Raw genomic sequence first — 22401 nt, forward strand, 5'->3', positions numbered from 1 at the left:
TCGGCCGCCTCCTCGCGTTGCTTGCTCCGATCGGCGACCTGAGCCTGACTTCGCTCCGATTGTCCCATGTGCAGTGGATCGGAGGACGGAGAATCGCGGGCCTACCAGTCTGGAGGTCTTGGCTCGGTCACTGTGAGTAGGGCGTGGGAAGAGCCATTGCTCATGTTTGCGTCTGATGCCTGGACGCTTGCTCTACTCTCGGACGTCTCCGCGCCGAGTAGTGCTGTCCAGGTCGCATCACAGGCTCGGGGCCACCCCGACGATGCGAGGCCGTCGATCTTGGTCGGCTGTCGCGGTCTCGTTCCAAAGTGCCTGGACTTGAGCGACGGCGGCGCGGGCGCGGGCGGCGTCGATCTTCTGGCTGGTGCTCTCCGGTGCGGGGCCGAGCGGGTGGCGGTCGTCAGTGATCTGGTAGCGGTCGCGGTAAGCCGCGATCGTGCGGGCGGCTCGCCACCATGCCTCCCCAGGCTTCCCGTCCTTCGGCGCCGGGCCGAGTTGGGTTGTCCACGGTGCTTCGTCGGTAAACGCGCCCGTGAGCACGGCGTCGGCGCGGGCTTCGATCAGTTCGTGGCGCTCGTCCAGGGCTTGGCGCATGTCGTCGGCCATCGGCCCGTCCGCGTATGGGATGAGTCCGGCGATGAGCCGAGGCGGTTTGCGGGTGCGGCCGGACTCGGCAGGCCGGGCGGTGGCGCGGGCGACGCGAGCGTGGATTACCGAAGCGATGTCGTCGGCATCGTCCAGCCCGCGTGCCGCGATCAGACGCGGCAGCAGAGCGTCGAGGTCGTGGTGGTTGGCTTCGGCGTGCCGTAGCTCGGCCGAGAGGGCCGGGTAGGCGTCGGAGTCGAGCACGGCATCGACCTGCCCGACGGTGAGCCCGGCGGTGGCGAGGAGGGTGACCCAGCGGTCGTGTTGGGCGGCTTGGGCGATGGTTTCGTACTCGGCGGCGAGCTGGCCGATGTTGCTCCACCGCTCCTGCTCGGCAGCGATCGCCTCATGCGCCGACAGCTCAGCGCCGACATGCTGGATCACACCGTAGAGCACCGACCGGGCGGTGGCGTCCGGGTTGTCGCTGGGGTGCGGCACCCCGTGACTGCCGTCAGGCCGATCCAGGACGACATAGGCATAGTTCCCGTCAGCACCGCGAGTCATGGCTACATAGAAGTTCTCCCGCGTCGTAGTCGCGGTCGCGATGACATGCGCGGTATCGGTCGTCACTCCCTGCGCTCTATGGGCCGTAATGGCGTAGCCGAGGTCGAGGTGTTCGGCCACGTAGTCGGCGGGCAGGACGATCCCGCCACGCAGCCAGCGGCCGACCGGGCGGATGCTGAGCGACCCGTCCGCATGAACCCCGGTGACGATCCAGCGGTCGCCGTTGCGGACCCAGGATCGGCCGTTGCGGAGGCGGCGGTCGTTGTGGCGGGTGATGACCAGATCGCCCTCGGACACGGCGGTGCCGTCATGCAGCCCGACTTCTCGGGTGCCGTGCACGGTGCCGTCGATGATCCGGTCAGCCCGCGCTCTGGCGTTGAGAGCGGTGACGGTCTCGTGAGTCTCGGCCACGAGGATCGACGCACGACCAACAGAGAGGTCGCGCCGCCACGCGCCGTAGGCGGTGTCGATCATGGCTTCTTGGTCGCCGCCGGTGATGCGGTCGTGGTCGAGGAGGGTGTCGATCGCCTCAGCGCGTCCGTGGCGGAGCTGGAGGGAGGTGGTCTTCTCCCACTCGTGGGTGAAGCGGTGAATGTCGAGTAGCTCGGGGGTGTCGTCGCGGGCGTTGACGAGCATCGAGAACGCGCCGCCGGCATCGACCGATTGGAGTTGCCCCCAGTCACCAACCAGCAGGGTCTTTGCGCCGGCCTGTTCGGCTTCGGCAGTGATGCGGTCGAGGGAGGCGGTGCCGGCCAGGGATGCCTCGTCGATGATGACGAGCTGGCCCGCCTCGAACGTGGTGCCGTGCATGAGGTGGTTCTGCCACCATTTCGCTGTGTTCTCGGTCGTGATGCCCAGATCGTCGGCGAGGACCTGGGCGGCGACGGCGGATGGTGCGAGCCCGACGACGGAGCCGGGGCCGTGCTCCTGTTCCCATGCGCGGCGGAGTGCGTACATGGCGGTGGTTTTGCCTGCGCCGGCGGGGCCGACCAGCACGTCGAGGGTGCGGCCGGAGACGGCGATCGCGGCCAGGGCTGCGGCTTGATCCTCACCGAGCATCCGGCCTCGCGGGTCGGGGCGGCTGGTGATCCGTTCGACCGTCTCCAACGAGACCACCGGCCCGGCGAGAGTGTTGGCGCGGGCAAGGAGTCGGTCTTCGGCGGCGAGCAGGGCTTCGGACGAGAACAGCACTGAGGCGTGCGGCCGGAACCGTGAGGTGCCATCAGGGCGGCGGAGCTGCACCGGGCTGGAGGCGAGTTCGGGCGGGGTCAGGCGGAGCGAGGCTTGTTCGGCGGCATCGACCACGAGCCCGGTGATCGCCTCTCGATCCAGCATCGAGGCGAACCGCCAGCCCATCAACTGGCGGGAGGCTTCGGCGTGCAGGTTCCAGCGCGTCCACGTCGACCGCTTCTCACTCACCGTCGCCATCACCGACAGGCCGACCTCGCGCACGACATCCAGCGGCACGTCATCGGACCGCAACACCCGAGCCGGCGTGTCCACGGCGGCTCGGGTGAGGGTGCGTGCCCAGCCGGTCGCGTCCTGACCGAGCACCCTGGTAGCGCGTTCCCGCCATTGGCGGGTCAGGTCTGCGAGCGAGTGGATGTGCTTCTCGGGTCTCGTTGCCAGGGTTGCTTGGGCGCGGAGCTTCAACACGATCCGGGCGGAGGGCTGCCGGCCGTGCGTGGCGAGGTACTCGGCGATGAGGCGTTCTTTCTCTGCCTCGATGTGTCGTGACCGGGTGGAGAACTCACCGATCAGTTCTTCGGTGACGCCGACGAGTTCCCAGGCGGGGTTGCGGTCCCGGCCCCGGTCGCGGGTCTCCCACTCGATGCCGAGGGTGCGGGTGAGCTGGTCGGCCAGGGCGGCGTTGTAGAGCTCGGAGACCGCGACGACCGCGGCGTGCATCGGACGTCCGGCCAGGGCGCGCCATTTGCCGTCTTGGGCGGTCTTGACCTTGTTGCTGATGACGACGTGAGTGTGCAACTGCGGGTCGCCCGCCCGGGAGTCGTAGTGGTCGAACGCGGTTGCGGCGACGCCGAGGACATCGACGTGTGCAACCGTGCCCTCGGGGCCGTCCGCACCAGCACGGGTGACTGCAACCTGGCGTTCGAGGAACGCAACCAGGTCCGCAACAGCCGCATGATGCGCGTCCGCGATCAACGCTTGCGTCCCGGCGTCGGCAACCGCCCACAACGCCGACACGCTCTTCGGCACCGAGAAGGTGAAGTCGAATCCCGCCACCGCACGCCGGGTTCCCCGCTCGGCTTCCTCGGCCTCGATCCGCGCCGCTTGGACCGCGCGCGCTGCCGGACCTAGCTCTGCGTCGAGGGCTTTGGTGCGGCGTTCGATCCGCTCGGCGACGGGTGCGAACGTCGGGTACGCCTTGCCGAGTGGGTCGCCGGTGATGGGATCACGGCCGGACCCGATCAGCAGCTCGAGTTGCGCCTCCGACACTTCCGAGCCCGTCGTCAGTTCGCCGTGCCCGAGGGCGGCGAGGCCCTGGCCGACCCAGAAGCCGGGAGGGTTCCCCGCTTCGGCGTAGTAGCGGGTCAGCGGGGTCGAAAGGGAGCGGTCACCGTCACCGGCCGCGACCGAGCGGAGCAGGTACTTGTAACCATCGCCCGCCGTCATCACGCGCATCGAAACCGTCACCACGGTCTCCCTTCCCTGCTCGCAAGGTGGGCCGGAAGCCGCCGCTCTTGGGCGCGATACTGCGCGGTCGCGCCTCTACAGAAAGACGTGTGGTGGTCCTGTTCGGCGGCGGGCGGTGCTTAGTGTGAAGCCGGGGAGGTTGCTGCGCCCCGCGTTTGTCCGAGGTTCATGGTGACCCGTTCGCGGTCGCGGACGGGGTCCGGTCTGACGAGCACGTCGCCCGTGTCTTCGCTCACCACTGGCCCGACGCACCGAATCTGGGTGACATCGCTACCATCGATTGGGATGACGTGCACACGGTCGACGTGCTCTGCGGCGGGGTCCCACGCCAAGACGTATCGACCGTTGGCACGCGGGACGGACTCGCCCCGGGCACCCCCATGCGGGCTCTCGTCACCCATGACCGAAGCGATCGACACGCTGCAGCCGCTACGCCGCTCCAACCGAGTCTAGGATGACAATCCTGCTCGTGCGTCACCGGGCCGCGCCCGTCGCGGATGTCCGGCGTGCGGTATCGCGGTTGTCGATAGCTTTGTGAACTTCGTGGATCGCCGTGCGGATGGTGTTGCCGTAGGCATCCTCGGATAGCGCGAAGGCGTGCCGTTCGGCGTCCTGAATGTATTCATCGGCCGCGTCGAAAGAAGCTAGTCGGCGGAGGTCGTCGGCGATGTTGAGGTGGAGGCTCGGATAGAACCCAGCGACGTGGAGGCTGGCGTGGTGCTGCTGCGCACGTTCGTCCGTGAGGGCGTGGGCGGCATCGAGGGCGCGTAGGTCCCAGATGAGCGCTTCTGCGGGATCGTCGTGAAGATCGGCTAGGTAGTGAGCAAGGGTGCAGCGGTGCAACGGGTCACCGATGACACCAATCTGATCCCAGATAGCGAGTAGATCGCGGCGGGCCGACGCGGGGTCCCCCGCGGATCCGAGAACTACGGCGTTGCCGATGGCCTCCATTGTTGGATCGGGAGCGGTTGAGGTCTCGGTCATCAGATTCGATCCGTCCTTGTTCATCTCGGGTAGCGAGTGATGTCGAGGGAGCGTTATCGCCAGCGGAAGACCTTCGCTGAAATGATCGCACACGCGATGAGCCACGCGACCATCACAAGGAACGCCGTGCCCTCGACGGCCCCTCCGTACCATGCGGCTGTGAGCTGTTGTGTCATCGCTCCGAGGGGTGTGAAGCCGACGGCGTCCCGGACGGGATCGGACATCATCGGACCGGGTGTCCAGACGCCGGCGGTGAAGAGCGATGCCATGAAGACGAGAAGCCCGATGCCGTATGCCGCTTGCGCGCTGGGTGCGACGGCGGCGATCAAGGAGCCTAGGGCCATCATGGTCGGCGCACCGAGACCGAGGATCGCGATCACGAGGGGAATGTTGCGCGGAGCCGCTGCGCCGAAGGTGACGCCGGCGAGCACGACCGTGAGCGTGGTCGCTGCCGCGAACGAGAGCCCGCTGATGATCCACTGGGCGAACAGGACGCGGGCTGGGCCGACCGGCGTGACGTCGAGCCGCCGCAGCACTCCGCTCTCCCGGTATGCGCCGATCGTCGATGGGTAGTTCGTCACGGCGACGCTCGTCAGCGCGATCGCGATGGCGACGGGCAGGAACAGGTCGATCACTCGTAGACCGGATTCGCCCGCGATGGGTTCCCGCGTTCCCGGGATCACGTATGCCTGCAACAGCAGGAGCCCGGCCGGCAGGAGGAGCGCCATGAACATGCTTGTGGGGTTGCGGACGAACAGCCGGGTCTCGGTCTTCGTCAACGCTGTCAGGGCCTTCACCGGTTCGTTCCTTCCTGCTGGCGCGCGTCGTTCAGGAACGCGACGTAGGCATCCTCAAGCGCCCAGCGGGACGGCGACGGGGCTGGGTACCGGCGCACGAGTTCGTCAGATGTGCCGACAAATCGTGTCCGGCCGTCGGCGATGATCGTAAAGCGGTCGCAGAGACGGTCGATCTCATCGAGGTCGTGAGACACGAGGATGAAAGTGATCCCCTGGTCCTTGAAGTCTTCGACGAGTCTCCAGACTTCGCGTCTTCCTTCGGGGTCGACGCCCGTGGTCAACTCATCAAGGACGACGATGTCCGGCGTGCCGATCAACGCGAGCGCGATGGACAGGCGTTGCTTCTGCCCGCCGGAGAGCTTGCCGAACGGGCGATTGCGATGGGGAGCAAGACCGACGGCGTCCATGAGATCCGCCACGGGTGCGGGAGATGCGTAGAACGACGCGTAGAGGTCCAGTGCCTCTTTGACCCGAAGGTTGGCAGGCAGGGCCGACGCCTGCATTTGATATCCGACCCGTTCGCGAACAACGTGGCGGTCCTGCAAAGGATTGACGCCGAGCACGGTGATGTCACCGCTGTCGGGCTTCAGCGCACCGGTGATGCACTCCACCGTCGTGGTCTTGCCCGCACCGTTGGGGCCAAGGACGCCGAATATCTCACCTCTCTCCACCGAGAAGCTGACGTCGTCGATCGCCCGTGAGCCTTTGAAGTGCTTGCGTAGTCCGCGTACCTCAATGGCTGGGCTTTGCTGGACTATCTGGCTCATCATGCGTCGCCGAACGTCTCGGTTTGTGCGCGACGGCTGAGTGCCAGCGCCTCGGCTCTGGCTGTCTCGCGGTAGTCCGAACAGCGGTCCAGGTTGGGAATCATGGATTCTCCGTAGTGGCCCGTTCGCGTTTCTGGGAGAAGGCGAAAACCCACCAGAGCGCTTGCGCCAGCAGAAGGGTCCCGGCTCCGAGTAGGGCAACCCAAACCAGTTGCTGGTACCAGTGGGTACCAATTCCCATCAGGGCGGCAGTGAGACACGAGACGGCCACTGCTCCCATCATGACGACCTTCGGAAGTGCTTTCCGACGAGTAGTCGTTCGCGTAGCGAGGATTGCGAGTTCGATTCCTTGGACCAGTACGACGGCGACAGCAGCGCCGATCGCATATGCGATGACGGCTAGCCCGGATCGTTCACGAGACTCGGGTGTGATCGGCGCGTGGAAGCACGGAAGTGCCTGTCCAGCAAGGGAAACTTGGGTTTGCGACGACTCAAGATCTCCGAACCGGAAGGCACTCCGTAGGTGAAGCGTACTTCGTGGTCTACCGGCTTGTCCGTGACCTCCGATGGTGTCGGCGTGGTGGCCCATGCGGGCAGCGTCGCCACCCGCCTTCTGGCCGACCGGGTCGGCCTCACGTCCGAGTTGTCCAAGGTGATGGTCCGCCGCAACTTCGTCCCCGGTCACGACCGCGGCAGGGTGCTGACCGACGTCGCGGTGATGCTCGCCGACGGCGGGGAGGCGATCGCCGACATCGACGTGCTGCGCCACCAGTCCAGCGTGCTGGGCCGTGTCGCGTCGGCGCCGACGGTGTGGCGGGCACTGGACGAGGTCACACCTGGCCGGTTGAAGAGGATCCAGAACGCGCGGGCGCGGGTCCGCCGCCAGGTCTGGTCCCAGCTGCCTGACGGCGTCCCGGCGAGCAAGGTCGCCGGGACCGATCTTGACGATCTGATCGTGCTCGACACCGACGCGACCATCGTGATCAGCCACAGCGAGAAGGAGAACGCGGCGGCCACGTTCAAGCGGACCTTCGGGTTCCACCCACTCGGGGTGTGGTGCGACAACACGAGTGAGTTCCTCGCCGCCAAGCTCCGCGCTGGCAATGCCGGCTCGAACACCGCCGCCGACCACATCGAGGTCCTCACCGACGCGATCGCGCAGATCCCCGGCACGCACCGCAAGAAGCTGCTCATCCGCTCCGACGGCGCGGGCGCATCGCACAAGCTGCTGGACTGGCTTACCGAGCAGAACCGGGTCCGTGGCCGCAGCGTGGAGTACAGCGTGGGTTTCGCGGTCACCGAGAAGATCCGCGACGCCATCGACCTGGTCCCGAAGAAGGTCTGGACCCCGGCACTCGACGCCGACGGTGGGATCCGCGAAGGAGGTGACGTCGCCGAGCTCACCGGGCTCTTGGACCTGAGCAGCTGGCCGACCGGAATGCGCGTCATCGTGCGCCGCGAACGACCCCATCCCGGCGCCCAACTGTCGCTGTTCGAGGAACGTGACGGCTGGCGCTACCAAGCCTTCGTCACCAACACCACGACCGGACAACTGGCTTTCCTCGAGGCCCGGCATCGGGCGCACGCTCGGGTCGAGGACCGGATCCGGCACGCCAAGGACTCGGGGCTGGGGCGGTTCCCGTCGCGGGAGTTCGAGATCAACCGGGTGTGGCTGATGCTGGTGCAGATCGCTGCCGACCTGACCGCATGGACCCGGCTCCTCGCACTGACCGGAGACGCGAAGTCGCTGGCGGCGTGTGAGCCGAAAGCGCTGCGCTACCGCTTCCTTCACGTCCCAGCCCGGCTGACTCACAGCGCCCGCCGACGACGCTTGCGGATACCCGAGTCGTGGCCATGGGCGGCGCGATCGTCGCGGTCTTCGCGAACATCGCCGCCATCCCCCAACCAGCCTGACTCGACCCGTCCACCCACGACATCACCACCCGGAGAACCGCAGCCCGGCAGCGCCAGCCGGCCCAACGTCGTACCCGCGCACCGTCATCGACTCACCCCACGCAGCGATGCCGTCGTCGGCACCGTCATGAAAGACCGGGGCTAGGGGGACCGCGTTGGCTTGAGCGGCGAGGACCAGCGCGAGAGTCGCGATCACGAGTGCGACTCCATCGATGCAGGCGGCACCCAGACTCCAGCTAGTGATGCCGGTATCGAGCTGCCGCTTTCGGGGTATGAAGTCCCAGGCTCGAGCTGTGTACCAGCGCCCTGCCATGAAGCCGATGGCAAAGGACGTCGCCGGCGCGAGGATGGTCGCGAGCAGACTCCCGCTGAAAAGCCAGACCACCGCCCCGAGGGCCACTGCAACTGGGACGGTCCCTAGCCCGGATCGTTCACGAGACTCGGGTGTGATCGGCGCGTAGAAGCACGGAAGTGCCTGTCCAGCAAGGGAAACTTGGGTTTGCGACGACTCAAGATCTCCGAACCGGAAGGCACTCCGTAGGTGAAGCGTACTTCGTGGTCTACCGGCTTGTCCGTGACCTCCGATGGTGTCGGCGTGGTGGCCCATGCGGGCAGCGTCGCCACCCGCCTTCTGGCCGACCGGGTCGGCCTCACGTCCGAGTTGTCCAAGGTGATGGTCCGCCGCAACTTCGTCCCCGGTCACGACCGCGGCAGGGTGCTGACCGACGTCGCGGTGATGCTCGCCGACGGCGGGGAGGCGATCGCCGACATCGACGTGCTGCGCCACCAGTCCAGCGTGCTGGGCCGTGTCGCGTCGGCGCCGACGGTGTGGCGGGCACTGGACGAGGTCACACCTGGCCGGTTGAAGAGGATCCAGAACGCGCGGGCGCGGGTCCGCCGCCAGGTCTGGTCCCAGCTGCCTGACGGCGTCCCGGCGAGCAAGGTCGCCGGGACCGATCTTGACGATCTGATCGTGCTCGACACCGACGCGACCATCGTGATCAGCCACAGCGAGAAGGAGAACGCGGCGGCCACGTTCAAGCGGACCTTCGGGTTCCACCCACTCGGGGTGTGGTGCGACAACACGAGTGAGTTCCTCGCCGCCAAGCTCCGCGCTGGCAATGCCGGCTCGAACACCGCCGCCGACCACATCGAGGTCCTCACCGACGCGATCGCGCAGATCCCCGGCACGCACCGCAAGAAGCTGCTCATCCGCTCCGACGGCGCGGGCGCATCGCACAAGCTGCTGGACTGGCTTACCGAGCAGAACCGGGTCCGTGGCCGCAGCGTGGAGTACAGCGTGGGTTTCGCGGTCACCGAGAAGATCCGCGACGCCATCGACCTGGTCCCGAAGAAGGTCTGGACCCCGGCACTCGACGCCGACGGTGGGATCCGCGAAGGAGGTGACGTCGCCGAGCTCACCGGGCTCTTGGACCTGAGCAGCTGGCCGACCGGAATGCGCGTCATCGTGCGCCGCGAACGACCCCATCCCGGCGCCCAACTGTCGCTGTTCGAGGAACGTGACGGCTGGCGCTACCAAGCCTTCGTCACCAACACCACGACCGGACAACTGGCTTTCCTCGAGGCCCGGCATCGGGCGCACGCTCGGGTCGAGGACCGGATCCGGCACGCCAAGGACTCGGGGCTGGGGCGGTTCCCGTCGCGGGAGTTCGAGATCAACCGGGTGTGGCTGATGCTGGTGCAGATCGCTGCCGACCTGACCGCATGGACCCGGCTCCTCGCACTGACCGGAGACGCGAAGTCGCTGGCGGCGTGTGAGCCGAAAGCGCTGCGCTACCGCTTCCTTCACGTCCCAGCCCGGCTGACTCACAGCGCCCGCCGACGACGCTTGCGGATACCCGAGTCGTGGCCATGGGCGGCCGCGATCGTCGCAGTCTTCGCCAACATCGCCGCGATCCCACAACCCGCCTGACCCCCCCCGTCCGCCCACGACATCACGACCCGGAGAACCGCAGCCCGGCAGCGCCAGCCGGCCCAACGTCGTACCCGCGCACCGTCATCGACTCACCCCACGCAGCGATGCCGTCGTCGGCACCGTCATGAAAGACCGGGGCTAGCCCGGATGTTGCATGGGGGCTTGCTGGTGGGGGCCGGGCCGTCGTTGACGCCTCGGTGGGGCTGATTCTGGCCGGTGGGTATGACAATGTCCCGGGGCGGCGCTTCCGGTGGGCGTCGTCTTCCACGGACGAGGGCTGTGTTGCGGGTTGTCGGGGGGGGGGTGGTGGCGTTGCTCAGGGCGGGGCCAGGATCGCGAGGCGGTCCCATCCGGTGGTGAAGAGTCCCGCCCAGGGCGCCGTGACCTTGACGTGGAGCAGGCGTTGCCTACCGGTGTGGGCCAGGGTGGCTGCGATGGTGAAGAGCCGCAGCCGTAGCGTCTTGGGTTCCCAGCGGCGGGCCTGGTGCTCGGGGTAGGCCAGCATGCCCATCCACGCGATCAGGTCGTTCGCGAGTTGCACGATCAGGAGCCAGATTCGGTTCTGGGCGAAGCCCTGCAGGGGCAGGTTGGTCAGGCCGGTGTCTTTGGCGATGCGGATCCGGTCTTCGCAGCGGGCCCGGCGCCGGTGGCGTAGTTCCAGGTCGGCCAGTTGCCCACGGGTCGTGTTGGTGACGAAAGCGGTCAGCCGGTACCCCTCGACGTCGGTGAAGCGGAGTTGGGCGCCGGGGTGGGGTCGTTCGCGTCGGACGATGACCCGCATCCCGGCCGGGTACCCCGTGAGGAGACCCTTAGCCGCGAGGAGGTCGGTGAGCTCGACGACGGCCGCGCCGTCCCGGACGTCGCCGTCGGCGTCGAGGGCGACCTGCCAGGCGGTCTCGGGGATCAGCGCGTACAGCTGGGGCGTGCTGGTGGGCAGGGTGTACCCGATGGAGTACGACAGGCCGCGCCGGTCCAGGAAGGTCAGGAACTCCCGGGTGCCACCGGCGCCGTCGGTGCGGATCAAGACTTTCTTGCCGGGCCGGGAGGGGTTGATCCCGGGCACCGCCGCCAGCGCCGTCTTGGTCACGGCGATGTGGTCAGCGGCCGTGTTCGACCCAGCGTTCCCCGCTCGCAGCAGCATGCCGAGCGGTTCGCCGGTGCCCGTCTTGCCGTGGTCGAGGAAGGCGCACAGCGGGTGGAAGCCGTAGCCATGTTTGAACGTGGCGGCGGCGTTCTCCCTTCTCGGAGTGGGCCGTGATCAGCGTCGCGTCAAGGTCGATGACCAGCGGATCGGTTGCTGAGGCTGCGTGGTTCGGGGCATGGGTTCCGGCCCGATGCCACACGTGGGCGCGGGCCGCGGTTCGGGCGCGGCCACGGCCTTCTCCACGGCGGTGACCTGCGAGGTCAGGGACGCGATCGTCCGGCTAATCGTCGCATCGGAAGCGACCGGCCCGTACAGGGCGGGCTCGACTCGTAACAACGTCACGTCGCGGCAGGCGTCCCCACCCAGGGCCAGCGTGATCGCCAGATCGAGCAGCACCTTGGCCGGGTCATGCCGGGCCAGCGACTTACGCCACGGCGTCAGCGCCGCACTCAACGTCGCGGCCAGCCCCGACACTGTCGCAGTCTGGGCCAGCAGCGCCCCACCGGCCTGGGCAACCGCCGGAACGGTGGCCGCGTCGACCTTGATTCTGGGGTAGATCCGGGTAGTGTGCTTCACCTGAAAGGTGCTCCCTTCGACCCGGCAATATCGACCTCAGCAATCGATATTCTCCCAGGTCAAGAGCACCTTTCAGCGTTTACCGGCCACACTAACCATGAAATCTCCGGGCTAGGCGCCTGAACCACCATCCGCGGACGTATAGGGATCGCGCCTCCGCGATGTCAGCCGGATGCAGCAGTGCTTTCTCAGGCAGATCGGGAAGCTCCACTGCCTCATACATTTCGTTCATTCCGTCCTCCACGGGGAATGGGCGACGTAGTCGCCATCAACTTCGGGCTTGGCGAGTTCGTAGACCTTCTGTCGAGCCACGCCGATCACGCTCGCGACGGTGACGGCGCTGAACTCGTCGAGTAGCGCCTCCACGCCGACAGACCGCACACTCGCGGCGCGCGCGACGAGATGGGACATGAGCGCGCTGACCTCCGCTGCCAGGAGTGCGACCGCTCGCGGGCCACCGAACTCGTCCGCCCACCGCTCATCGTGAAGTCTCGCTGCTGAGTAGAGGCGATCGCCCCCATCGCACAGATGTGACTCGACCTCGGACGGCCTGACCCCTGCGTCCCGAAATCGCTCGATGACCGTCTCGACGACATGCTGGCCCTCCTTCTGACGGTGAGCCAGCACGCGGACCCAGTCAGCATCGATGCCTGCATCTGCGGCTTTGTCACCCCTGGGGTTACTGATCATGATGCTCAGGCTTGCACAGTCCTTTCGATACGTCAACCCTGGGGTGACAGATCCTCAACCGCCACGACGCACCACCTCTCGCTGCATCGGTCAAGGCTGTCTCGCCGCATGGGATCGCCCGCACGCTCTGGACGTACGGGATCTACTGTAGGATACTTAACGAGCTTGTTAAATGAGTGGAGGTGGACATGGCTGGCACGGATCAACTCAGCGTCGTGTTCTCGGCGCTGGCAGACCCGACTCGGCGAGCGATCCTCGCTGAGCTGGCGGAGCGTGATGCCACAGTCACCGAACTGACTGCCCCCCTGCCCATGTCGATGCCTGCCGTTTCCAGGCACCTCAAGGTGCTTGAGCAGGCCGCGCTCATTTCGCGTACACGTTCAGGCAAATTGCGCGCGAGCCATCTAGAGGGCGCGCCGCTTCGCGATGCTGCCGATTGGATCGCACGCTACAGAGAGTTTTGGGACTCGTCCCTTACCCGGCTCGATGCCCACCTCGCTGCTATCCAGGACGCCGAGCAGGAGGCGACTCCCACGCGTTTTGCGTCCCAGGAGGTCGCTGATATCTCCGACGAGAAGGAAAACTGATGCTTACCGAAACACCACAGATCGACGTCACCCATGTGCTGGCGGCGCCTCGGGATCTGGCCTTTCGGGTCTTCACTGATCCCAGCCATTTCATGGCTTGGTGGGGCCCAGCTGGCAACACTCTGCCTTCAAACGAGATCGAGTTCGACATCCGTCCGGGCGGCCACCAGCAATGGACAGAGGTGTCCGCCGACGATCCACGAATCCGCGTCCAGGTCCATGTTGACTTGACCGACGTGATCGAGGGCAAACTCATCGACGGTTTGATGCATGTCGGCGGACAGCTTCCGGCAGGGATCGAGCCATTCCAGACCAGAGTTCGGTACGAGTTTTCCGACGAGACCGATGGGCGAACTCGGCTCACGATCCGCCAGTGGCTCCCACCAGAGCAGCGGGGCAATGCCCGGCGAGGTTGGAGCGAAGCGCTGATCAAGCTGGACGCCGAACTGCTGACCGTCCAAGCACCCTCATCCGAGATAGGAGAACAGTAAGATGTCCAAACTGATTTATGCCAACAACATGTCGCTTGACGGGTATGTCGAGGACGCAAGCGGAAAGTTCGATTGGTTCCCCATCGACGAGGAAGTCTTCGCCGTACACACAGACCTTCTTCGGTCAGCGGACACTTTCCTCTACGGCCGGCGCCTCTACGAAGCTATGTCCGTTTGGGAGACTGAACCTGCCCTCGCAGCACAGTCAGACCTGATGGCCGAGTTCGTAAAGGTCTGGAAGGCCGCGAGCAAAGTCGTGTACTCCACCACCCTGACCGACGTGTCAACCGGCGATACTCGAATCGAACGCCGCTTCGACGTCGCCGCGGTACGCGACATGAAGGCGAAGGCCACCAGCAATCTGACCATCGGCGGCGCACAGCTGGCGTCGGAGGCGTTCAATGCTGGGCTGGTCGACGAGGTCGAACTCTACGTCCTTCCCGTCCTCGTAGGCGGCGGCAAGCCTGCATTGTCGCCTGACGCTCGCACCACGCTGGAGTTGCTTGACGAGCACCGCTTCGGGAACGGCGTCGTGCGCCTTCAGTATCGCGTTCTGACCTGAGCCGCTGGCAGGACGAGGCGTAGCCGCCCTGGTCCCGTTACTGGGACCAGGGTTGACCGATCTCCGTTTCCGTCACGGCACGATGATGCGCAATCATGATAATCGAGATTCTTGGCCAGGGTACGGCCGAACTCTAGGTTGCCAAGCGCCGATAGCGGCGAGAACCCAGACAAGCTTCCGCCCGCTCGGACCTGCAGCCTACGATTGTGTCCAAATCTATGTTGTTCGAGATGGCTCAGCCTTTGTATTGAGCGAGTTCGGGCGGAAATCCGTCAAGGTGGGTGACGTTGTCCTGCTCGGTGCGAATACGCTCTGCGGTTGTGAGCCCGAGGGACACATAACTATCACGATCATTTGCGCCGAAACAGACTACGTGATCGATCAGATTTTCTGGCAGTATGCCGGGTTCCTGCAAGATCGGCTTCACGCCCAGTATTTCGCGGCAACGATCTATACCGAACCAGCACAGATTCTCCATCTCGACGAGGATCTGGCCGGGAACCTGATGCCGTGGCTGGATGAGCTGACCGCGCTGAGCGTTGAGGGCCGGCCGGTACAGAACTTCTATCGAATGCAGGCGCTGTGGTTCAGCGTCGCTCACGTCATTGCGCCGTTCATCAGGACCTCGCCGATTCGCACATCGCCTACTCAACGTGCGACGACCTGGCCAACTTCACCACGGCATCGCCGCTTTGCTCCGTTGCGCCAAGAAGCACGTAGAGCAGCGGAACTGCTACAAGCAGAGCCGGAGCGCCGCTGGTCCATGACCGACCTCGCCAATGAGGTCCATCTGTCCAGGTCGCAGGTAGGTCGAGTGTTCGTTGAGGCGTTCGGGAAGTCGCCCATCGCGTACCTGACCATGCTGCGGACTGAGCGTATGGCCGGCCTTTTGCGCACCACGGACGCGCCGATCGCGGTGATCGCTCAGGATGTGGGTTGGAGCGACTCTGACTTCGCTGCCCGCCAGTTCCGCCGTAGCGTGGGAGTCACACCGACGAACTACCGGGCGCTGTGCCGTGCGCGGGCACAATCGACCGGGTGAAACCGTGGAACAGTGTCGATGCAGTTCGGATTGAACTGACCCGGGCTGAGCGCCTCGGGTACTCGACTTCTCCAGCACGACAGGTAACGCCGGCGTGCAAATAGAGCAATCCGCCTGTACACGAAGGGCCGATGGCCAAGACGACTCCGTGTTGGTCACGACGGTCGTAGCCCGCATCCGTGAGCCATGTCAGAGGTTTGTTTCGTAGCCCACCCAAGCGACAGTCCTGGTGATCTGTCGCGTCCGAAACGGTTTCATGCCGAGACTCTCATAGAGGCGCCGGGCCGCGGTGTTATCGTGGCCCGTCCAGAGCGATACTCGTGCCAGGCCGGCGTTGCGTGCTTGATCGAGTGCGTGACCGACTAGGCGGGTGCCGAGCCCACGACCTTGGGCTGAGGGGTCGATGAAGGTCATCGAGAGGTGCAACGCATCTGGCACTAGAGCGCCCACCCCCTCCTCAGCGCGGTATGGCTCCAATAGGAGCATGCCCTCGATCCGATCGTCCTCGGCTGCGACGTAAACGATGGCAGACGACTCATTCAACTTTTCGATGATTCGCGTGACGCGCTCAGCGCTGGGCGGCTTGTCGCGCGCCAGGTTCGCTGCCCGCCACACCCGCACGGCTCCGTCGAGGTCACCGGTTCGCATGACGCGAATGTCCGTGGTCATCGGGAACTCACGCACAGCGCCGAGCGTGGATACGGGCGGCGTCGAGAAAGGCCAAGATCGGCGGATGAACCTCCCTGTGATCCTCGTGTTCGCTGGCGCAGACTTGTGGTTGGAAGGTGATGGCAAAGGAGGAAGGGATGACTGCGCTTACGCTTGATTCGCAAGAAGTGTCCGACGTCCGATCCCATGCATCCAGTATCGCAACTGTCTCGTCGTTCTGGGAGGTCGCGAGCCGTCGACACATCTGAGCCGACTCTGCCCACGGGCGGTCGGTTCTTCTGCGCACTACGGGCACGCCGATCGACATGACTGCGCACGAGGTCGGATGGGGTGATTCTGATTTTGCGGCCCGTCAGTTCCGCCGAAGCGTCGGTGTGACGCCGAGCAAGTATCGGGCCATCAGCCGCTCCCGTTCCTCCTCTGTGGCCGGGTGATCCACGCAAGCTTCCGGGTGTTATCCGCAGGATCAGCCATCGGGGGCACCTAACCTCGCCTCGTCGTGTAATCCGGTAAAGACTCGTCGGGCTCGTCTCGATCCCTGACGGTCATCCTCTTGTTGTCCGTCTCGTCTTGGCCTTCCCGGCGTACCTCACAGTCGCATGGTCGCTCCCGCCTTCTGGAGCGACCCCGGCGAAGGGAGGTCCAGCGATGGCGACGACAGAGGAAGTACGGGCGGCGCGTGATGCGAAGCTCGATGAACTGCACGAGAAGCTGACGGGCGCGGTCGACCAGCTCGTGTCCGGACAGGACTGGGCGCGCGCGTTGGCGTTCGCTGCGAGGCTCCGAAGCAGGTCGTTCAACAACACGCTGCTGATCTGGGTCCAGCACGAAGCCGCGTTCGAGGCCGGCAACGTGCCGAACCCGGTGCCGTCGCATGTGGCCGGCTATCGGCAGTGGCAGCAGCTCGGCCGGCAGGTGCAGAAGGGCCAGCAGGGCTACATGATCTTCGCCCCGGTCACCGGCCGCTTCGCCTCATCGAACCCGACTGATCCGTCATCGTGGCGCCGGTTGGGACCACGGGAGAAGCACAAGGTCAACGAGGTCGTGCGCACCCGGATGGTGGGCGCCCGGCCCGCCTACGTGTGGGACGTGACGCAGACCGAGGGCGATCCGATCCCGGAGACTCCCGCGCCGATACTGCTGGACGGCGAAGCCCCGGTGGGGTTGTGGGACGGCCTGGCTGCGCAAGTCAAGGCGCTGGGGTTCGAGGTCGTGCAGGTGCCGGATGCCGGGCAGATCTGCGGCGCGGACGGCCTGACTGACTACACGACGCGGCAAGTGTCTGTCCGCACCGACGTGACCGAGGTCAACCAGGTCGCCACGCTGATCCACGAGCTGGCGCATGTGCTGATGCACGACCCCAAGGACGAGGACGCCCGCCAGCACCGCGGCATCCGCGAGGTGGAAGCCGAGTCGGTCGCGTTGATGATCGGCGCCGCGCACGGCATGGACACCAGCGGCTACACGATCCCGTATGTGGCGGGGTGGGCGTCGTCGGTGAAGGACACCGAGCCTGCGGAGGTCATCAAGGCCACCGGGGAGCGGGTGCGGAAGACGGCGCTGGGCATCCTCGACCAGCTCGACACCTTCCAGGTCGCCAACGGCACTCCACCTGGCCTCACGCGGGATGCTCCCGCGCCGGAGGCGTCGTTGCGGTCAGCGGCGCCGTTGCCCAAGCCCCAGCCGGCGGGTGTGCCGGCACTGGTGGGACGGGGGCTGTGATGGCTGGGCGAGAGGCGCTGGACGTGCTCGCGAAGGCGGGCCGTGGCTGGCGGCTGAATCATGCGGCGATGCGGCTCGCTGAGGGCGGCGTGCCGGTGTTCCCGGGCGCGCCGGGCGGCAAGACACCGCTCACTCGCCACGGCCATTTGGATGCCACGACGGATCGGCGGCAGGTGCGGTCGTGGTGGCGTCTGCATCCGTGGGCGAACATCGGCATCCCGACCGGTGCCGCGTCGGGCCTGGTCGTGGTGGACGTCGACGTGCACGGCCCGGCCAACGGCATGAGGTCATTCATTCGTGCCTGCGACGCCGGCCTGGTCAAGGGGTGGGGTCTGCTGGTGAGCACCCCGACGGGTGGACAGCACGCCTACTTCCCGGCGATCCCGGGCGTGGAACAGCGGTCCTGGCAGGCTGGCAGCGCGGGTATCGACTTCCGCGGCGACGGCGGCTACATCATCGCCCCGCCCTCGATCCGCATTATCGACGGCATCGCCGGCCGCTACAAGGTCGGCGCCGGCGAATGCCTCGGAGAGCCGTTGCCCGTCGACTCGGACCGGCTGCGTGACTTCCTCGACCCCCGCCCCGCCCCAACTGTCCACCCGGCGTCTGCGCGGGACCGGGATGGCGCGGACGCGGACAGGTTGGCGGCGTGGCTGGGCCGGCAGGCGACCGACCGGAACTTGAAACTGTTCTGGGCGTCGTGCCGTCTCGCCGAAGGCGGCGTGCCCGTCGCCGATGCGGTAGACGCGATGGTGACCGCGGCGCAGTCGGACTTCGGCGAGCGGGAGATCACCCGCACCGTTCACAGTGCCTACCGAAGCGTCGGCGCGGGAGCCCGCCAGCGCGAGACCGCCGACGCGCCTGTCTCGTCTGCCGATGGGTTCGTTCGCTGTGATCGGGCAGCGCCAGAATCCGCGTCGCGGGGGTTGTCGTGACCGGGTGGCGGGGCCGCAGGTGGGCGGTCATCACCTCGGTCGTCGGGACCGTGTTCATCGCGGCCGGCGCGTTCTGGCTGTCCTTCACCGCGCTGGCTGACCTCGCCCGCCGAGCGGGCATCGGGGAGGGCCAAGCGTGGGCGTGGCCGTTGATCGTCGATGGCGTGATCGTCGTCTCCACGGTCGCCGTGGTCGCGCTCGCGGGCGAGCGGGCGGCTTGGTATCCGTGGACGCTGCTGATCGGTGGTGCTGCGGTGTCGGTGACCGCGAACGCGCTGCACGCGATCGTCGCCGCCGATGCCGACATACCGGCTGGGCTGGCGGCGGCGGTCGCGGCCGTCCCACCCGTGGTGCTGCTCGCCTCGACCCATCTGACTGTCGTCCTCATCCGCACCACCACCCAACCCACGATCGAAGCCGCCGAAGTGCGCGAGCCGGTCGCGCTCGAAGTCGCGCCGAACGAACTGCCTTCCGTGGCGTCGCCAATCCCCGAGCTGGCGCGCCTCGTTCCTACCGACGAGCCGGATCGTCGGGTGCGGGCGGCGGAGTTGCGGGAGTCGGGGTGGTCGAACAAGAAGATCGCCCGGACGCTCGATGTGCATCCCTCGACGGTGGGTCGCTGGTTCGCCGGCGCGCACCACCCCGATGAGCCCGAGCAGCCACGCTCAGCGGCGATCTTGGAGGGAGCGACACCATGAGCACCGACGACCTGATGCGCGAGCAGCCACCCCGCCGCATCGAACCCGAACAGGCAAAGAAGCCCGACACCGAAGCAGCCGAGGCGGCCGAGGTGGCGGGGACACCGGATGCGGTCAAGCAAGCGTCGGCCCGCCGCGACGCGGTGCGCCAGCGCATGGATCAGGTGCGCGGCCGGGGCGTGGAGTGGGTGCGCCCAACCGATCTGATCGTGCGTTCCAGCGGAACCCTGGCGGGGCGTGGGATCGAGTTCAACAGCGAACAGGGCCGCCGTGTCCGCTCGACGCTCGCCGCGGGGGCGCGGTCGTTGTCGGAGCGGGCGAAGCGGTTGCCGCCGTTGTCGGCGTTCGGTCGTCGCGGCCAGCACGTCGAGGGTCCGGCACGGTCCGGGGTCGGGATGAGGTAACGGGGTGGTGATGAGTCATGGACACCCAGCACGACGGGGTGACGGTTGCCCGGAGCGACCGGCGCACCTGCCTGCCAGGAGGTGCCTCGACCATGACCACGACGACAACGACGGCGACCGATCTTGCGGGTGAGGACTACACCAGCGGTGAGGGCCTGCGCGCCCTGCTGAACCGGCTTCACGACGCCGGCCCCGGAGCGTGGGAGCACGACCCGGTAGCCGCCGAACTGATGACCTACGCCGCGGAGAAGTACACGCCGTTGGCGCGCAAGCACGGCCTGGACCCGTGGGAGGCCGCGTCGGCGGCGTTCGACGTGATGCGTACCCGCACCGCCCGTGAGGCCGACGACCCCTGGGCCGTCGTCACGCACGCGGTACGCATCACCTGCGTCGCCGAAGAGCGCGGCCAAGGGCTGCTGTGCTCGGTGCATCAAGCGCGGCGTCCGCACATCTCCTGCTTCCACGATCCCGAACGGCTCTCCGAACGCGAGAACACCCTGTCGGACTACCACCCGGCGTTCCACGTCACTGACCCCCACCACCACGACGACGAGCCGGATGCGGATGTGGGTGAGCCGGCGTCGGTGACCGGCGCGGTGGAGGACGCGATCTTGTTGTTCATGCTGCTGGGCTGGCCCGAGGGCGCTGCCCGCCCGGCGATCGAGCACGTCTGCGAAGCCCTCGCCCGGATCGGGTCACGCACCGGCACCTATGAGGCGCTGCGCCGCGACCGGCATGCCCGCGCCCTGCTCGATGTTCCCGCCGCCTCGTGGACGGTCCTGTTGCGGGTGCTGCTTGGCCGCACCACTCCTGGCTACGGGGCGACCGGCGAAGGACGCGGCATCCTGCTGCGGCTGCTTATCGGCGAGGGCCTGCCCGTGCTGCTGGGCGATGACGGGCTCGTGGCGACCATCAGCCACGCCGCACCCCACACCCGACGTAGGGGTGCTTGATGACCGTCGCGACGGGGCACATCGAACTCGACCGGACCGTCGAGTCGATCCAGGTCGGCCGCCGCCACCGCCGAGACCTCGGTGACCTCGACGCGCTCGCGGCGTCGATCGAGCGGGACGGGCTGCTGCAACCCATCACCATCACCCCGGACGGGCTGCTGGTGTGCGGGGTGCGTCGACTCGCGGCGATCCGACAGCTCGGCTGGCGCACCGTCAACGTCTGGGTGCGATCCAGCATCTCGGACAGGTTGGGGCACCTGCTCGCGGAGCAGGACGACAACCAGCTCCACAAGACTCTCTCCCCGCTGGAAGCCGCCGGCCTCTACCGCGAAATCAAGACGTTGATGGCCGAGGACGCCGCCCGCAGGGACGCTGCGACGCAGTTCTCGACGGAGCATCAGCCGCGGTGGAACGGGGGTGGAAACTTTCCACCCCCGTTGACCCCGCCGGGTAAGGTCCGAGAGCAGGCCGCCGCGATGATCCCCGGCGCACCCTCGTACAAGACGATGGACAAGATCGGCTACCTGCAACACCTCGCCACCGACCCCGACACCCCCGAACCGTTGCGAACTGGGGCGCGGGCGGGGTTGGTGAAGATCGAGGCCGGCGGGCCGGTCGATCCGGTGTATCAGCGCATCCGCGACATCCACCAAGCCTCCGATGACGCTCATCTGCACGACCTGGCCGAACGAGCCCTCGCCCGCGTGGACGCCCAGACGAAGGAGCAGAAGGGCAAGAAGAGGGCGAAGAAGACCACCCCTGCTGCGCAGGTGGTGCCGGATGCCAGGTATGCGGTGCGGGCGTTCGTGCTGACCTGGACCGAGCTCGATTCCTGGTGGCTGCACTACGACCTGGACGAGCTCGCCGCCCAGCTCACCGACGAGCAGGCCGAAGCGTTCTACGTGACCGCCGAAGGCACCCGCCAGTTCGCCACCGACCTCCAAGCCGCACGCCAACAAGAGCCAGAGGTTCCACGCCTGCGCGCACTCTGATTCACGATCCTCGGCTTTGGCCGGCTGGCGGTCGGGGTGCACCTGGCAGGCATGAAGACTTCTCCCTCTCCGTCGTTTCCGCGTGGCCGCCTGATCGCGCTCATCGCCGCCGGCCTCGTACTGCTGATCCTCACCGGGGTCGGCATCTACGGCCTCATCCTCGGCCCCCGCACCACCAACACGCCGGCACCCAAACCCGCACCGTCGCCGTCTCACACGCTGACCACGCCGGGGCCGTCATCGCCACGGCTCCCGACCGTGCCGCGCTCGGCGGACCCGGAGACGTTCGCCCGCAACGTCGCGGAGGCGATCTTCGCGTGGGACACCACCAGCGGCCACATGCCCCTGGACTACACCGCGGCGATCCTCGATGTCGGTGACCCGTCCGGCACCGAACAGGCCGGCCTCGCCTCCGACCTCGCGAGCTTCCTGCCGACGCGGGAGGCATGGATCGAGCTGCGCAAGCACGAGACCCGCCAACACCTCACCATCAACCGCTCGGTGATCCCGGAGGCGTGGGCCGATGCCGTGACGCAGGCACAGCGCGGGCAGATCGCGCCCGGCACGACGGCGTTCACGATCGAGGGCACCCGGCACCGCAACGGCTTGTGGAACGGCGAACCCGTCACGAGCGAGCATCCGGTGTCGTTCACCGTGTTCATCATCTGCACGCCGGCCTATCCGACCTGTCACCTGTTGCGGCTGTCCCAGCTCGACAACCCGCTGCGATGAGG

The 22401-nt window shown here is 66.9% G+C and carries 20 protein-coding genes and 2 pseudogenes; 14 read left to right on the top strand and 8 right to left on the bottom strand.

What is annotated here, in order from left to right; all coding sequences use genetic code 11:
* Positions 1 to 237: 237 nt before the first annotated feature.
* Positions 238 to 3804 carry a relaxase domain-containing protein gene (locus IPK37_15070; GenBank protein ID QQS00207.1) on the bottom strand — a complete coding sequence of 1189 codons (3567 nt, stop codon included), beginning with the start codon at positions 3802 to 3804 and terminating at the stop codon, positions 238 to 240.
* Between the two features lie 155 nt (positions 3805 to 3959).
* Here IPK37_15070 and IPK37_15075 point away from each other — a divergent pair, with 155 nt between their 5' ends.
* Entirely contained in the window at positions 3960 to 4262 is a 303-nt protein-coding gene (locus tag IPK37_15075) for a DNA cytosine methyltransferase (protein ID QQS00208.1), read from the top strand.
* A gap of 16 nt (positions 4263 to 4278) precedes the next feature.
* Here the strand turns inward: IPK37_15075 and IPK37_15080 are convergent, their stop codons facing one another.
* The 3 genes from IPK37_15080 to IPK37_15090 are packed head-to-tail and all read right to left on the bottom strand — an operon-like array spanning position 4279 to position 6352.
* Positions 4279 to 4788, bottom strand: coding sequence for a hypothetical protein (locus tag IPK37_15080; protein QQS02918.1), 510 nt, complete (start codon positions 4786 to 4788; stop codon positions 4279 to 4281).
* A gap of 53 nt (positions 4789 to 4841) precedes the next feature.
* Positions 4842 to 5585 carry an ABC transporter permease gene (locus IPK37_15085; protein QQS00209.1) on the bottom strand — a complete coding sequence of 248 codons (744 nt, stop codon included), beginning with the start codon at positions 5583 to 5585 and terminating at the stop codon, positions 4842 to 4844.
* Positions 5582 to 6352 carry an ABC transporter ATP-binding protein gene (locus IPK37_15090; GenBank protein ID QQS02919.1) on the bottom strand — a complete coding sequence of 257 codons (771 nt, stop codon included), beginning with the start codon at positions 6350 to 6352 and terminating at the stop codon, positions 5582 to 5584. The genes IPK37_15085 and IPK37_15090 overlap by 4 nt, the downstream gene beginning before the upstream one ends.
* A 523-nt stretch (positions 6353 to 6875) precedes the next feature.
* Here IPK37_15090 and IPK37_15095 point away from each other — a divergent pair.
* Positions 6876 to 8266: pseudogene (locus IPK37_15095) on the top strand (IS1380 family transposase).
* Between the two features lie 22 nt (positions 8267 to 8288).
* Here the strand turns inward: IPK37_15095 and IPK37_15100 are convergent.
* Positions 8289 to 8462, bottom strand: coding sequence for a hypothetical protein (locus tag IPK37_15100; GenBank protein QQS00210.1), 174 nt, complete (start codon positions 8460 to 8462; stop codon positions 8289 to 8291).
* A 345-nt stretch (positions 8463 to 8807) separates the two neighbouring features.
* Between IPK37_15100 and IPK37_15105 the strand changes: the two genes are divergently transcribed.
* The gene (locus IPK37_15105) at positions 8808 to 10199 is read left to right on the top strand and encodes an IS1380 family transposase (GenBank protein ID QQS00211.1); all 1392 of its coding nucleotides are present in this window, start codon (positions 8808 to 8810) and stop codon (positions 10197 to 10199) included.
* Positions 10200 to 10518: 319 nt separating this feature from the next.
* Here the strand turns inward: IPK37_15105 and IPK37_15110 are convergent.
* Together IPK37_15110 and IPK37_15115 are read right to left on the bottom strand one after the other, a co-directional pair.
* Positions 10519 to 11922, bottom strand: a pseudogene (locus IPK37_15110) (IS1380 family transposase).
* 228 nt (positions 11923 to 12150) lie between these two features.
* Positions 12151 to 12612, bottom strand: coding sequence for a hypothetical protein (locus IPK37_15115; protein QQS00212.1), 462 nt, complete (start codon positions 12610 to 12612; stop codon positions 12151 to 12153).
* Between the two features lie 188 nt (positions 12613 to 12800).
* Here IPK37_15115 and IPK37_15120 point away from each other — a divergent pair, with 188 nt between their 5' ends.
* From IPK37_15120 to IPK37_15135, 4 genes are all read left to right on the top strand, one after another.
* Positions 12801 to 13199, top strand: coding sequence for a winged helix-turn-helix transcriptional regulator (locus IPK37_15120; protein ID QQS00213.1), 399 nt, complete (start codon positions 12801 to 12803; stop codon positions 13197 to 13199).
* Complete coding sequence (locus IPK37_15125; protein QQS00214.1) at positions 13199 to 13690, top strand: SRPBCC domain-containing protein; 492 nt, start codon at positions 13199 to 13201, stop codon at positions 13688 to 13690. Before IPK37_15120 ends, IPK37_15125 begins: the two co-directional genes overlap by 1 nt.
* Position 13691: 1 nt before the next feature.
* On the top strand, positions 13692 to 14252 hold the full coding sequence (locus IPK37_15130) for a dihydrofolate reductase family protein (GenBank protein ID QQS00215.1): 561 nt from the start codon (positions 13692 to 13694) through the stop codon (positions 14250 to 14252).
* Between the two features lie 85 nt (positions 14253 to 14337).
* On the top strand, positions 14338 to 15294 hold the full coding sequence (locus tag IPK37_15135) for a helix-turn-helix transcriptional regulator (protein ID QQS02920.1): 957 nt from the start codon (positions 14338 to 14340) through the stop codon (positions 15292 to 15294).
* 189 nt (positions 15295 to 15483) lie between these two features.
* Here the strand turns inward: IPK37_15135 and IPK37_15140 are convergent, their stop codons facing one another.
* The gene (locus IPK37_15140; protein ID QQS00216.1) at positions 15484 to 15963 is read right to left on the bottom strand and encodes a GNAT family N-acetyltransferase; all 480 of its coding nucleotides are present in this window, start codon (positions 15961 to 15963) and stop codon (positions 15484 to 15486) included.
* A gap of 648 nt (positions 15964 to 16611) precedes the next feature.
* Here IPK37_15140 and IPK37_15145 point away from each other — a divergent pair.
* The 7 genes from IPK37_15145 to IPK37_15175 all read left to right on the top strand — a co-directional run bounded on the left by IPK37_15145 (position 16612) and on the right by IPK37_15175 (position 22399).
* Entirely contained in the window at positions 16612 to 17685 is a 1074-nt protein-coding gene (locus IPK37_15145) for an ImmA/IrrE family metallo-endopeptidase (GenBank protein ID QQS00217.1), read from the top strand.
* Complete coding sequence (locus IPK37_15150; GenBank protein QQS00218.1) at positions 17685 to 18620, top strand: bifunctional DNA primase/polymerase; 936 nt, start codon at positions 17685 to 17687, stop codon at positions 18618 to 18620. Before IPK37_15145 ends, IPK37_15150 begins: the two co-directional genes overlap by 1 nt.
* Complete coding sequence (locus tag IPK37_15155) at positions 18617 to 19318, top strand: DUF2637 domain-containing protein (protein ID QQS00219.1); 702 nt, start codon at positions 18617 to 18619, stop codon at positions 19316 to 19318. Before IPK37_15150 ends, IPK37_15155 begins: the two co-directional genes overlap by 4 nt.
* On the top strand, positions 19315 to 19722 hold the full coding sequence (locus IPK37_15160; protein ID QQS00220.1) for a hypothetical protein: 408 nt from the start codon (positions 19315 to 19317) through the stop codon (positions 19720 to 19722). The genes IPK37_15155 and IPK37_15160 overlap by 4 nt, the downstream gene beginning before the upstream one ends.
* A gap of 92 nt (positions 19723 to 19814) precedes the next feature.
* On the top strand, positions 19815 to 20675 hold the full coding sequence (locus IPK37_15165) for a hypothetical protein (protein ID QQS00221.1): 861 nt from the start codon (positions 19815 to 19817) through the stop codon (positions 20673 to 20675).
* The gene (locus tag IPK37_15170; GenBank protein QQS00222.1) at positions 20675 to 21667 is read left to right on the top strand and encodes a ParB N-terminal domain-containing protein; all 993 of its coding nucleotides are present in this window, start codon (positions 20675 to 20677) and stop codon (positions 21665 to 21667) included. The genes IPK37_15165 and IPK37_15170 overlap by 1 nt, the downstream gene beginning before the upstream one ends.
* 51 nt (positions 21668 to 21718) lie before the next feature.
* Positions 21719 to 22399 carry a hypothetical protein gene (locus tag IPK37_15175; protein QQS02921.1) on the top strand — a complete coding sequence of 227 codons (681 nt, stop codon included), beginning with the start codon at positions 21719 to 21721 and terminating at the stop codon, positions 22397 to 22399.
* Positions 22400 to 22401 lie beyond the last annotated feature (2 nt).

Origin of the sequence: Austwickia sp., assembly GCA_016699675.1 — a bacterium.
In the GTDB taxonomy this organism is placed as follows: Bacteria; Actinomycetota; Actinomycetes; order Actinomycetales; family Dermatophilaceae; genus Austwickia.

What these genes read in the sequence shown, in the direction of transcription:
- IPK37_15125 (QQS00214.1), top strand. Translation starts at nt 13,199, where the DNA reads ATGCTTACCGAAACACCACAGATCGACGTCACCCATGTGCTGGCGGCG.
- IPK37_15115 (QQS00212.1), bottom strand. Translation starts at nt 12,612, where the DNA reads ATGATCAGTAACCCCAGGGGTGACAAAGCCGCAGATGCAGGCATCGAT.
- IPK37_15140 (QQS00216.1), bottom strand. Translation starts at nt 15,963, where the DNA reads ATGACCACGGACATTCGCGTCATGCGAACCGGTGACCTCGACGGAGCC.
- IPK37_15130 (QQS00215.1), top strand. Translation starts at nt 13,692, where the DNA reads ATGTCCAAACTGATTTATGCCAACAACATGTCGCTTGACGGGTATGTC.
- IPK37_15145 (QQS00217.1), top strand. Translation starts at nt 16,612, where the DNA reads ATGGCGACGACAGAGGAAGTACGGGCGGCGCGTGATGCGAAGCTCGAT.
- IPK37_15175 (QQS02921.1), top strand. Translation starts at nt 21,719, where the DNA reads ATGAAGACTTCTCCCTCTCCGTCGTTTCCGCGTGGCCGCCTGATCGCG.
- IPK37_15150 (QQS00218.1), top strand. Translation starts at nt 17,685, where the DNA reads ATGGCTGGGCGAGAGGCGCTGGACGTGCTCGCGAAGGCGGGCCGTGGC.
- IPK37_15170 (QQS00222.1), top strand. Translation starts at nt 20,675, where the DNA reads ATGACCGTCGCGACGGGGCACATCGAACTCGACCGGACCGTCGAGTCG.
- IPK37_15120 (QQS00213.1), top strand. Translation starts at nt 12,801, where the DNA reads ATGGCTGGCACGGATCAACTCAGCGTCGTGTTCTCGGCGCTGGCAGAC.
- IPK37_15165 (QQS00221.1), top strand. Translation starts at nt 19,815, where the DNA reads ATGACCACGACGACAACGACGGCGACCGATCTTGCGGGTGAGGACTAC.
- IPK37_15160 (QQS00220.1), top strand. Translation starts at nt 19,315, where the DNA reads ATGAGCACCGACGACCTGATGCGCGAGCAGCCACCCCGCCGCATCGAA.
- IPK37_15135 (QQS02920.1), top strand. Translation starts at nt 14,338, where the DNA reads ATGCGCAATCATGATAATCGAGATTCTTGGCCAGGGTACGGCCGAACT.
- IPK37_15080 (QQS02918.1), bottom strand. Translation starts at nt 4,788, where the DNA reads ATGACCGAGACCTCAACCGCTCCCGATCCAACAATGGAGGCCATCGGC.
- IPK37_15090 (QQS02919.1), bottom strand. Translation starts at nt 6,352, where the DNA reads ATGAGCCAGATAGTCCAGCAAAGCCCAGCCATTGAGGTACGCGGACTA.